This is a genomic window from Persicitalea jodogahamensis, assembly GCF_014651615.1.
Classification (GTDB): Bacteria; Bacteroidota; Bacteroidia; order Cytophagales; family Spirosomataceae; genus Persicitalea; species Persicitalea jodogahamensis.
In genome coordinates this window covers 1,745,694-1,758,369 of the sequence record NZ_BMXF01000001.1, presented here as the reverse complement: position 1 = coordinate 1,758,369, position 12,676 = coordinate 1,745,694, and the positions used below count along the sequence as shown (strand labels likewise).

Here is a 12,676-nt window from a genome sequence, read left to right as displayed (position 1 = left end):
TACTATACTATTCCCATAGACTAATAGATATTATGAACAACCTGGAACTTACCGACAACGTCTCTGCTGCCGCCAAGCGGGATATTTTTGAATTGCAAAAAAAAATTGGCGCATTTTCCAATGACGAAGGAGCCGAAGAGGCTTTCCGTAAGTACCGCCTGACGCGCGGTGTGTACGGGCAGCGCCAGCCGGGTGTTCAGATGATTCGTATCAAACTACCCTATGGCTACGTGACTGCCGACCAACTGGTACGCATCGCCGACTGCTCCGACAAGTACGCCACGGGCAACCTTCACGCCACCACCCGGCAGGATATTCAGCTACACTTCGTAAAACTAGCCGATTCACCGCAGTTGTGGGCCGACCTGGAAGACGCCGACATTACCCTGCGCGAGGCTTGCGGCAACACCGTTCGCAACGTGACCGCTTCGGCTACTGCGGGTATTGATCCCGATGAGCCTTTTGACGTGTCACCTTTTGCGCAGGCGATTTTTGAGTACTTCCTGCGAAACCCCATCTCGCAGGAAATGGGGCGTAAGTTCAAAATTTCCCTTTCCTCTTCGGAGAAAGATTCTGCATTGGGCTTCATGCATGATGTCGGACTGATTGCCAAAATGGGCAAAAACGAAAATGGCCAACCCGTCAAAGGTTTCAAAGTCGTGATTGGGGGTGGACTCGGAGCGCAGCCGTTTCCGGCCCAAACTGCTTACGAGTTTTTGCCCGAAGATCAGGCGATTCCGTTTATCGAAGCCGTCATCCGGGTGTTTGACCGTTACGGCGAGCGCACGCGGCGCCACAAAGCCCGCATGAAGTTTCTGCTCAATGACCTGGGCCTGGAAAAAATGATGGAGCTCGTGCAGGAAGAGCGGACTGCCTTAAAGAACAAGGTATACCCTGTCCAAGACATCGCCTATTCCTGGAAAAATCTTGGAGAAAGAGTCCCGCTGGCAAAGGAAGAAATCTTGGCATTGGCTGATGCCCAGCTGGAAGATTCGGAGAAAGAACTATTCCAAAAATGGCTGGCTACCAACGTATTCGAACAGAAACAAAAGGGTTGGTACGGCGTGTCATTGCGCGTACTATTGGGTGACATGCACTCCAGCACTGCCCGCAAACTCGCGGACGTCATGCGCCAGTACGCCGCTGACGACCTGCGTGTCACTATCAATCAGGGCTACCTGCTCAAGTTCGTGAAAGCCGAAGATTTGCCCGCCCTGTTTAAAGCACTCAGTCAACTGGGGCTGGCCGATCCGGGCTTCGACAGTACCGCCGACATCACGACCTGCCCCGGCACGGACACCTGCAATCTGGCAATTTCGAGCAGCTATGGTATCACGCGGGCCTTGGAAGTGATGATGAAGGAGGAGTACCCCGACCTGATTTATAATAATGATATCAAGATAAAAATCAGCGGCTGCATGAACGGCTGCGGCCAGCACAGCGCGGCCAATATTGGCTTCCACGGCAGCTCAATCAAGAATAAGAAATTGGTACTTCCGGCTCTGCAGGTCATTTTGGGCGGTGGATTTACGGGTGCCAACAGCGAAGGGCAGATGGGTGACAAGGTCATCAAACTACCCTCCAAGCGCGGCCCCGAAGCGATGCGGACACTCCTGGACGATTACCAGAATAACGCTTACGAGGATGAGTACTTCAACCAGTACTACGCCCGGCAAACCAAGAATTATTTCTATCAGCTCCTCAAACCCATCGCTGACCTCAGCGAAGTGAAAGACGACGAGTATCGCGACTGGGACCATGATGAGCTTTTCAAAACCGAAGTTGGCGTAGGCGAATGCGCGGGCGTGATGATCGATCTTGTTGGCACGACGCTTATTGAAGCGGACGAAAAGCTTTCTCTGGCTCATGAAATGCTGGCCGAGGGCGTTTGGGCCGATGGGATTTACCACGCTTACAATACCTTCATCACGGGGGCGAAGGCGCTGCTGATCGGTGAAGGCATCTCGACCAATTCCCAGCACAGCATGGTAAAGGAATTCGAGGAAAACTTTGGCAAGACCTTCTATCCCGAAGCCGGTGATGATAGCAAGCCGTTCTCGCAGTTGGTGTTCAGCATCAATAAGAATGAACCGACAGAAGCATTCGCGCGCGGATTTGTGGGCAAGGCAGAGGATTTTTTGAAAAACGTGAAAGCCTTCCGCGCCGGACAACTGGCCGAAAACTCAATTCCCGCATTGCAGGAGTTGGTGTATGGGCAGGACAGTTGATCAACGAATAATTGACCGTGGAGAAGTGATAATTTTCACGACCAGGTAATTTTCTGATAAACTCAGAGAAACCCTGTGTCCGAAAATCAGAAAAAATGAAATTAACTCTTATAGGTGCCGGACCCGGCGACCCTGACCTGATCACTTTAAAAGGTGTGAAGGCTTTACAAAAAGCGAAAGTCGTACTTTACGACGCCCTGATCCACCCCGATTTGCTCGACCATTGCCCCGAATCCTGCGTGAAAGTCCATGTAGGCAAGCGATTCGGCAAGCACAGTTGCAGCCAGGATGTGATCAACTACCTCATCGTTGAATATGCCTACCAGTACGGTGATGTCGTACGATTGAAAGGCGGCGACCCTTACGTATTCGGGCGGGGCTACGAGGAGGCGGAGTATGCCGCCAAACATGGCATCGAATCCGAAGTCATTCCGGGCATTTCCAGCAGCTATGCCGTTCCTGCCCTGGCCGGAATTCCGCTGACGTCGCGCGGCGTGAGCGAAAGCTTTTGGGTCGTGACCGGCACCACTAAATCGCACAAAATATCGAGCGACCTAGTACTTGCCGCGCAATCCACCGCGACGGTAGTCGTGTTGATGGGCGTCAACAAACTACCTGAGATCGTCGAGATCTATTCAGAGCTGGGAAAACTGAGCGAACCCATTGCCATCATCCAGAATGGTACTTTGCCAGACGAGAAAATAGTGACCGGAAAAATCAGCAATATTTTGCCCCTGGCCCAGGTCAGTGGCGTTGGCTCACCGGCCATAATTGTCATTGGCCCGGCGGCCGCTCTGCCCGATACTGCAGTGGACTATGCTCAGAAAGTAGCCAACCAGACGGATTTGATGTCATAAATTCAGGCTACTGGATTTCGGGGTAAAGCAGCTCCTCCGATGCGTTTTATTTTAAATAATTCCCTATGCGTAGGTTAGGCCCGCGGCTTTCTTATCTTTTGAATAAAAACGAAGGCGATTTTTATTCAAACCTATCCATATGAAAGATCAAGAGTTTTCAAGAAGGAAGTTTCTGGGCAATGCGGCATTGGCCCTGGGCGGTGTGACGCTGCTGCATGATAAGGGATTCGGTATGCCTGCCTACATTAGGAATCTGGACAAGCCCAATTCCAAATTCAACGGTGTGCAGGTGGGAGCCATCACCTACTCCTGGCGGAGCATGCCCAGCGATGCCGAGAGTATTTTGCAATACTGTAAAGACTGCAACATCAGTGCCATCGAGCTGATGGGTTCGACGGGAGAGCCTTTTGCCGGTGCACCCGAAGGTCCCTCCTTTCAGCGCGGCGGACTCACCGCCGACCAGAAACGCGAGCAGGAGGAATACTACGGCAAACTGGCCGCCTGGCGCGCTTCGGTGTCGATGAAGAAATTTGAACAGCTCCGGAAAATGTACAACCAGGCGGGAGTCAGCATTTACGCTTACAAGCCCAATGCCCTTGGCCCCAACAATACCGACGCCGAAGTTGACTACGCCCTCCGCGCTGCCAAGGCGCTTGGTGCTACCCACGTTACCGTGGAACTACCCAGAGATGCCGCCCAAAGCAAACGGTTGGGTGATATTGCGGCCAAAAACAAGGTTTACGTTGCCTATCACGGTCACCTGCAGCAAACTCCCACAGCCTGGGATGAAGCCATGGCACAGTCGAAGTACAATGCCATGAACCTGGATATGGGCCATTACGTGGCGGCGGGCTACGACCCTCTGCCACTCATCAAAGAAAAGCATCAGCAAATCCTTAGTATGCACACCAAAGACCGTAAGTCGAAGGAAAACGGTCAGGCGAATGTATTTTGGGGAGAAGGCGACACGCCCATCGTGGCCGCGTTGCAACTGATTCGCGACAACAAGTACAAATTCCCCGTCACCATCGAACTCGAGTACCCCATTCCCGAAGGCTCCGACGCCGTTAAGGAAACGGCCAAATGCGTAGAATACGCTCGTAAAGCTTTGATGGCGTAGAAAAGAATAAATCCCAAACATAAAAAAAGTCGTTGAGCGAAATCGCGCTCAACGACTTTTTTTATGACCTCCCAAATAGCTATTCCTTTGCGACGCTTTGATTTTATTTTTATGTACTACTTTACAGACTTCAGCGCGGACTTCTAACGTATCATCGTATTTTGCAAAGTCATGCAATATTATGCGGTCAGATAACCTGAATCCAACCGAACCTCAAAGTTTTCGAATCAATTTTAGCAGGGAAAAAAATTCTTCGCGAAACATATTTCAAACTCAAGAATCTGAGTCAGTGCAATACCATCAGCGAACTGACCTTGCTTCCTGTACTAAGTAGACGATGATTACACACCTATTCCGCACACTAAAGAGCCGGGGTCGACGGTATTGGCCCGCAATTGCCCGTTGGCGGTACCGATTGAGTGGAGTCACGTTTCTGGACGCCGGCCAAACCGAGTCGTTTCTTGACAGCCATCGGATTAGCAGGCATCCCGCCGACACATTTACCTTACCCGAAACGGTGGACTTAGGCCAACCGGCCAAAAGGTACTTTGTGACTGAACAGATTGCCACACAGGCAGTCTCGGTCTGGCTTTATGAGGGTCCAGCCGAAATTGCGAAACAGTATCCCTACGGCAGTATCCAGATTGGCAGGAAACTCTTGTGTCTGGATATTAACACGGATGATTTTCACCGTAATCTTTACCCCCCGATCAAAAGAAAGACCCGGTCTGCGCCAACGCTGATTGCTCCATGGAGCCATTATTTGGACGGAGTCATGTGGGGAGGCTATTATGATTTTGTCTTTTTGGTAGCCGCCAAACTATGCCGAATCAAGGAGGCCCTACCCGAATCCGAATTTAAGGCGGCGTTGGTATCCTACCCATTGTTTGGCACCGCCTACGAGCGTGATTTTCTGGCGTTGTTGGGCATTGACTCAGACCACGTGGTGGATAGCCGCACTACGAACGTAACTTTTGAACGGTGCGTACTTGCAAATGCAGGTCACTGGTTTTATCCTAATACAGCCGACATACTCTCCCTCCGTAAGTACGTGTTGGCTCAGATTCCACCCACCGAGAAGCCACACAAGCGGATTTACGTGAGCCGATCAGGCCGTCGACGCATCCTGAATGAATCGGCGGTAATCGCGCTCCTGCAAACCTATGGGTTTGAAACTATCGAGGATACTCCCCGTTCCGTCACCGAGCAGGTACAAATATATCAGAATGCCGAGTTTATCATTGGCCCGCACGGGGCATCCTTCAGCAACATCATCTGGTGTCAACCGGATACCCATCTGTTTGAAATCTTCGCTCCCGCGTATACACCTGGTTTCTTCCGGTATCTGGCCCACACCCTGGACCTTGGTTACTCGGCGTATTATCACGGTCCGGCTGGCACAGGAGACTGGGCATCAGGGTTGGAAGATGACATTTACGTGTCGATGCCGGAGTTGGAGCTTTGCCTGAAGGAATGGTTGCCTCCCAACTCGCCTTAGTTTACCTTGTTTACATTTCGCCTCAGTAACTGTTCGTTCAACGATGCGATGATAACCGTTCTCTTACTTACTAGTACGATACAAAAACGGCGCTGAGGACGAAATAGAACTATTCGAGTAACCATGCCTGCCCGGTATTTGGAGAGCATAAGTATCCTAAGATTTTTATGCGCACCTGCAATGTCAAATCCGATATAATTTCATATTATTGTGTTTAGGTTTAGGCAAGTAGGCTTTAATCGAGCCTGCAGACTCCGGTTATAAGAAACTTTTCGGTTTTGGCCTGAGAAGGGGAAAATACCCGATTATACACACATTAAGAATCTAGATTAGGACGGATATCTTTGTATATTCTTCGTCCCCCTCCCATGTCATGAAACTCCATTCTTTGCTAATTCATGAATTGGTAGAGGGGGCGGCACATCTGTATGCCGACCAGACTGCCATCGTTTACAAAACCGAAACGTTAACTTTCAGGGCACTTAATAAGCGCGCAGACGAACTTGCCCAGGCCATTCTGCACCAGTTCCCCCAGGACGATATAATAGGTGTAAGTACTACCCGAAGTATAAGTATGGTAGTGAGCGTTTTGGCCGTTCTCAAAGCCGGAAAAGCGTATCTACCTCTCGACCCTACCTACCCTACCCTAAGGCTGGAGCAAATAATTGCTGATTCCGGTGTAAGCGTATGCCTGACCAATGCCACTGACGAAGCTTGCTTTGCAGGTTTACGTCTGACTGTGCTCAGGGCTGATTTGGATTATGATCTTGATCCCCTGCCTGTTCTCCGTCGTAACTCCACGGCTTGTATCCTCTACACATCAGGCTCGACCGGCAAACCAAAAGGCGTGTGCCTGGGCCAGGCCGGACTGGCCAATCTGCTGAATTGGCAGCAGGGTCACGCAGTTGCCGGACCAGGGCTTCAGACGCTGCAGTTTTGCCACCTGAGCTTTGATGCTTCCTTTCAGGAAATATTCCTGCCCCTCATTACGGGCGGCACCATTCATCTGATCGACGACAGCATCCGGTTGGATGCCGGACGGCTACTGAATTATATTCGCCAAAACCGTATTCATAGGGTTTTCCTGCCTTACGTAGTGCTACAATATCTGGCAGAAGCTGCCGACGAGGAGCCGGATGTTACGGACAACCTCCTGGAAGTAATTACGGGCGGCGAGCTCCTGAAAATAACGCCTCAGATCGCCCGTTTCTTTGCCGCCCGCCCCGAATGTACCCTCATGAACGTGTACGGACCCACCGAGGCCAGTATCTGGGTGACAACGCTGCGGCTGAAAGGCGATGCGCAGGACTGGCCAAAAGTACCTAGTATCGGCCAGCCAATTGCGGGTGCTGACGTTCTGATTCTCGACGAAGCCCACCAGATAGTACCCGCTGGTGAAGTGGGTGAAATTGGGATTAGTGGCGTTTGTTTGGCGGATGGGTACCTCAAGAGGCCTGAGTTGACCGCTGAAAAGTTCGTATCCTGGACCCATCCGCAAAAAGGGCCGGCAACTTTGTACCGAACCGGGGATCTGGCGCGCTATATGCCCGACGGCTCCATTGAGTTTCATGGGAGGAGAGATGATCAGGTAAAAATAAGAGGAAATAGGGTTGAACTCGGGGAAGTGGAAGTTGCCTTGACCAGGCAGCCCGGTGTCCGGCAAGCTGTGGTAGTGGCCCGCGAAGATATTCCCGGGCAGAAGCAACTTGTGGCATATGTAGTCACGGCCGATGAGCTTGACCCGGAAAAATTGCGAAAGGGGGTAGAAAAGCAATTACCCGATTTCATGGTACCCGCGCACTTTATCCGAATGGAGGATTTTCCCCGAACGATAAGTGGCAAAGTCGATAAAAAGCAACTACCCAAACCTGGTAACCAGCGTCCCGCACTGGGTGTTTTGTACCGGGAACCGGTTTCGGAACTCGAAAAGCAGATGGCTGCCTTGTGGGGTACCATCCTGGGCATAGAACGCGTAGGGCTGGATGATAATTTTTTCGAATTAGGGGGTAATTCGCTGTTAGCCCAAAAAACGATTGCCGCCTTGAAGCAGCAACTCGGGCGCACCTTGCTGATCACCAGGCTTTATCAGTACCCTACCATTGCGGGGATTGTTGCAGCCCTGGAATCTAAGTCACTGGCACCGCAGCCAACTGCATCAGATCGAATACGACCCACTGAATCCGCTGATGTGGCCGTTATTGGGATGGCGGGCCGCTTTCCTGGTGCTGATACCATTGCTGAACTATGGGAAGTACTTAAAGACGGGCGCGAAACTATTCAATTCTTTGATTTCGAGGAGTTGGATGCTTCTATTTCAGAAGTGGCCAAACGGGACCCCTTGTATGTAAAAGCGCGCGGGATAATCGAGGGTGTCCAGGGGTTTGATGCGGCCTTTTTCGGGCTGACGCCAAAACTAGCCGAAGTGATGGACCCTCAGCAACGGGTCTTCCTCGAAATCGCTTGGGAAGCACTGGAACAAACCGGGTACTTACCTCAACTCTACCCCGGGCGAATTGGGGTGTATGCCGGATGTGGCAACAATACCTACTACCTCAACAACGTCCTGCCGAACCAAGCCGTTGTCAACCAGATCGGGTCATTTCAGGCCATGACCGTCAACGAAAAGGATTATATCGCTTCACGGACGGCGTATCAATTGGATCTGAAAGGACCTGCTGTAAGCGTTTACTCGGCATGTTCCACCTCGCTGCTCGCTATTACGCAGGCTGTCGAAAGCCTGCGCAAAGGCCAGTGTGACCTGGCACTGGCCGGAGGCGCCAGTGTAACGGCTCCGGTCAACAGCGGCCATTTGTATCAGGAAGGGGCTATGTTTAGCCGTGACGGCCACACTAGGTCGTTCGATGCCAATGGTACCGGAACCGTCTTTAGTGACGGAGCGGGGGTAGTTTTGCTTAAAAATCTGGAAGCCGCCCAACGGGATGGTGACCGGATTTATGCCGTAATCAAGGGGGTTGGGGTCAACAACGACGGAGGCGGCAAGGGTAGTTTTACGGCACCCAGTACCGAAGGCCAGGCTGCGGCTATACGGATGGCACTCGACGAAGCCCGGGTGGACCCGGCCACAATTGGGTACCTTGAAGCGCACGGGACCGCCACGCCTCTGGGCGATCCCATTGAACTGGAAGGTTTGATGATGGCCTTTGGGCCCCAACCACGCAATCAGTATTGCCCTATCGGTTCGATCAAAAGTAACATGGGCCACCTGACCCAGGCGGCGGGCGTGGCGGGTTTCATTAAGGCCGCGCTGGCGTTGCACTATAAACAAATTCCGCCTTCGCTGGGCTTTGAGCGACCTAATCCCAACATCGATTTCGCGAATAGCCCATTTTTTGTTCCGACAAAACTGACCGACTGGGCTTCGGAGGAGGTACGCCGAGCGGGGGTAAGTTCCTTTGGTGTGGGGGGTACCAACGTCCACGTAGTTTTGGAAGAAGCGGTAAACGCACCGGAGCAGTCCGGCGATAGCCGCTCCCTTCAACTGCTGACATGGTCGGCCAAGTCGGCGGAAAGCGCCACCGCTTACGCCGGACGGCTTGCTGATCATCTTCGGCAATACCCTGACCAATCTCTGGCTGATCTGGCTTACACGTTGCAAACTACCCGCGCAGGCTTCCAGCAAAGGCAGTTTGTGGTGGCATCTGATGTACCAGAAGCCTTAACTACCCTGCCCAATCCAACTGTCAACACCTTAACGCAACATCCTGGTGCACTGGCATTTCTGTTTCCAGGACAAGGCGCACAGTACCTCAACATGGGCCGGGAGCTTTATGAAAATGAAGCGGTGTACCGAAAGTCGGTCGATGAATGCGCCGAATTGTTGAAAAGTGAACTTGATTTCGATCTACGGGATGTGGTATACCCCACCTCGCCTGATGCAGAGGCACAAGCCCGTCTGACGGATACGCGCTATACTCAACCAGCACTGTTCGTGACTGAATACGCGCTGGCGCGGTTGTGGATGAGCTGGGGGCTTGGGCCCACCATTTTGTGCGGGCATAGTATCGGAGAATTCGTCGCGGCTCATCTGGCCGGGGTTTTCTCATTATCCGATGCGTTGAAATTAGTCGCGGCCCGGGGGCGCATGGTGAGCGAATTACCTCAGGGTAGTATGCTGTCGGTTCGGATGGAGGCCAATGCGTTGCAGGCTATACTACCTGAAACCCTATCCATTGCGGCCATCAATACCAAGCGGTTATGTGTAGTGGCTGGTCCCGACGATGCGGTAGCTTCTTTTGCCGGGCAACTGAATTTGCAGGAAGTACCTAATCGACTACTGCCCACGAGCCACGCATTTCACTCAGCTATGATGGACCCCATCGTACCGCGTTTTACTGCGCTAGTGGAGAGCGTGCCATTGCAGCGGCCCCAGCGCCCTGTCGTTTCGACGGTGACGGGTACATACCTAACTGATGCCGAAGCAACGGACCCGGTTTATTGGGCAAATCATCTTCGGCAAAAAGTCAGCTTTGCCGACGCAAGCGAAACCCTGCTCGAGCGCAACCAATCGGTTTTTCTGGAAGTAGGACCCGGGCAGGCATTGACTACGATGGTTCGGCAGCAGGCCGGTTCGCGTGAAGTGACGGCCCTGAACAGTCTGAAACTACCCAAAGCGGATTCCTCCGAGTACCGGATGGTCTTGGAGACACTCGGGCAACTCTGGCTCAATGGGGTCGAGCCGGACTGGAGCCTATTTTATGCCGGACAAAAGAGGTCCAGGCAGGTACTTCCCACCTATGCATTTGACAAAAAACGTTGCTGGATTGACACGATACTCCCCCCAACTGTTAGTACTCCCACTGTCAGTACATTGAATAGTACTCCCGTAAGTGAGGTCCCACTTATCAACGAAGAAACGAAAGTAATGAGAAACGATATTTTGCTGGCAAAAGTCAAAGCCATCGTAGAAGATGCTTCGGGCTTTGAGATGGCGGATGTTAGGCCCGACCAGACTTTTATTGAATTGGGACTGGATTCGTTGCTGTTGACGCAGGTGGCAATCGTCCTGAAAAAAGAATTCGGTCTTCCATTGACTTTCCGGCAACTGAATGAAGAATACGCATCACCCAATCTGTTGGTGGCCTATCTCGATCAGAATCTACCTGCCGGGGCGTATCAGCCCGCGCCATCGGCTCCAGCCACTCCTGCTCCGGCGATGGCATCGACTGCGCCCATCAACTACGCTACGAACCAGGGGGGCGCCAATCCGGCAATTGGATTGATTGCGCAACAATTGCACATACTCTCGCAGCAGATTGCCTTGCTACAGGGGACTAATCCCGCCCTGCCGCTGTCCGCGCCGGCTGCGGTTGTTCAAGGCCATGATCACGTCAACGGAAAACAACAGGCGAACGGACTTTCGAATGGAGAGGCTTCGGCCGTCACCGCAACCGATCTGACCGCCGAAGAGGCGGTTGAAATTAAAAAGCCTTTTGGCGCGGCCGCACGAATCGAACGGCAGGAGACGGAACTGACTGCTCCACAACAGGATTTTCTCGATCGATTGACCGAACGATACACGAAGAAGACTGCCGGCAGCAAGTCCTACACGCAGAAGCACCGTCCGCACATGGCTGATCCCCGTGTGGTGTCGGGCTTCAAGCCGCTGACGAAAGAATTGGTGTATCCCATTGTGGTCAATCGCTCAAAAGGCAGTCGGTTGTGGGACATCGATGGGAACGAGTACATCGATATGCTCAATGGGTTTGGCTCGAACATGTTTGGCTACCAACCCGATTTTATAAAAGAAGCACTGCACAAGCAGGTGGACGATGGCTTTGAGGTCGGCCCCCAACACGAATTGGCGGGCGAGGTTTGTGAGCTGTTTTGTGATATGACCAGCTCCGACCGGGCCGCATTGTGTAATACAGGTTCGGAAGCTGTTTTGGGAACCATGCGCATAGCCCGAACGGTAACGGGCCGATCGCTGATTGTGGCCTTTACCGGATCGTACCACGGTATCATCGATGAGGTGATCGTACGTGGAAGCAAGAAATTAAAGTCGTTTCCGGCTGCTCCGGGCATTATGCCGCAGGCTGTACACAACATGCTGATTCTGGATTATGGCACCCAGGAAAGCCTGGAAATCATCCGCGAACGGGCGCAGGATATTGCTGCCGTTCTGGTAGAACCCGTGCAGAGCCGACGTCCGGAGTTCCGACCCGTTGACTTTTTGAAGGAATTACGCACCGTAACCGAAGCCACCGGAACCGTGCTCATTTTCGACGAAGTAATAACCGGTTTCCGAATGCACCCGGCCGGAGCGCAAGGTTTGTTCGGTATTCAAGCCGATTTGGCGGCGTACGGAAAAGTGGTGGGAGGCGGGTTATCCATCGGGGTGATTGCCGGAAAGAAACGGTTCATGGATTCGCTCGACGGGGGATTCTGGGACTATGGGGATCGGTCGTTCCCGGAAGTGGGCGTCACGTACTTTGCCGGAACGTTCGTGCGTCACCCTCTGGCGCTGGCCTCCGCCCGGGCTTCGTTGCGTCACCTGAAACAGCAAGGCCCGCAGTTGCAGCGTAGCCTGACTGCTAAGGCTGAGCGCCTCGCCGACGCGCTCAACACCGAATTCAGGCGTCAGCAACTACCGCTCTTTGTCGCGCAATTTGGCTCGCTTTGGAAAATAAAATTTCATCAGGAAATTGCTTACAGTGAGCTATTGTTCACGCTGATGCGGGAAAAAGGCATTCATATTTGGGACGGCTTTCCCTGCTTTATAACTGAGGCCATGACGGACGAAGAAATTGAGCGGGTGATCCAGCTTTTTTGTGAAAGCTTAGCGCAAATGATTGAAGCTGGCTTCTTTAAGGCCATGTTACCGGAGACAGATGAGTTAAATCGACCACCGGCTCCGGGGGCTAAGCTAGGCCGGGACCAGGCAGGTAATCCGGGTTGGTTCTTGGCTGACCCGGACAGGCCCGGAAAATATTTGCAAATCGGAACAAAATAGGCT

5 protein-coding genes are annotated in these 12,676 nt (G+C 52.5%); all 5 read left to right on the top strand.

Going from position 1 to position 12,676, the window contains the following annotated elements; translation table 11 throughout:
* Nucleotides 1–32: 32 nt before the first annotated feature.
* The 5 genes from IE117_RS07220 (at nucleotide 33) to IE117_RS07200 (ending at nucleotide 12,673) form a co-directional block, all read left to right on the top strand.
* Nucleotides 33–2,228 carry a ferredoxin-like domain-containing protein gene (locus IE117_RS07220; RefSeq protein ID WP_189563629.1) on the top strand — a complete coding sequence of 732 codons (2,196 nt, stop codon included), beginning with the start codon at nucleotides 33–35 and terminating at the stop codon, nucleotides 2,226–2,228.
* A gap of 95 nt (nucleotides 2,229–2,323) precedes the next feature.
* Nucleotides 2,324–3,085, top strand: coding sequence for a uroporphyrinogen-III C-methyltransferase (gene cobA, locus IE117_RS07215; protein WP_189563628.1), 762 nt, complete (start codon nucleotides 2,324–2,326; stop codon nucleotides 3,083–3,085).
* A gap of 139 nt (nucleotides 3,086–3,224) precedes the next feature.
* Nucleotides 3,225–4,205 carry a sugar phosphate isomerase/epimerase family protein gene (locus IE117_RS07210; RefSeq protein WP_189563627.1) on the top strand — a complete coding sequence of 327 codons (981 nt, stop codon included), beginning with the start codon at nucleotides 3,225–3,227 and terminating at the stop codon, nucleotides 4,203–4,205.
* Nucleotides 4,206–4,542: 337 nt separating this feature from the next.
* The gene (locus tag IE117_RS07205; RefSeq protein WP_189563626.1) at nucleotides 4,543–5,703 is read left to right on the top strand and encodes a glycosyltransferase family 61 protein; all 1,161 of its coding nucleotides are present in this window, start codon (nucleotides 4,543–4,545) and stop codon (nucleotides 5,701–5,703) included.
* A 373-nt stretch (nucleotides 5,704–6,076) separates the two neighbouring features.
* Nucleotides 6,077–12,673: a polyketide synthase gene (locus tag IE117_RS07200; RefSeq protein WP_189563625.1), complete on the top strand. Its 6,597-nt coding sequence runs from the start codon at nucleotides 6,077–6,079 to the stop codon at nucleotides 12,671–12,673.
* Nucleotides 12,674–12,676: the final 3 nt, after the last annotated feature.

Coding starts and splice junctions, on each gene's coding strand:
- IE117_RS07220 (WP_189563629.1), top strand. CDS start 33: ATGAACAACCTGGAACTTACCGACAACGTCTCTGCTGCCGCCAAGCGG.
- cobA (WP_189563628.1), top strand. CDS start 2,324: ATGAAATTAACTCTTATAGGTGCCGGACCCGGCGACCCTGACCTGATC.
- IE117_RS07210 (WP_189563627.1), top strand. CDS start 3,225: ATGAAAGATCAAGAGTTTTCAAGAAGGAAGTTTCTGGGCAATGCGGCA.
- IE117_RS07205 (WP_189563626.1), top strand. CDS start 4,543: ATGATTACACACCTATTCCGCACACTAAAGAGCCGGGGTCGACGGTAT.
- IE117_RS07200 (WP_189563625.1), top strand. CDS start 6,077: ATGAAACTCCATTCTTTGCTAATTCATGAATTGGTAGAGGGGGCGGCA.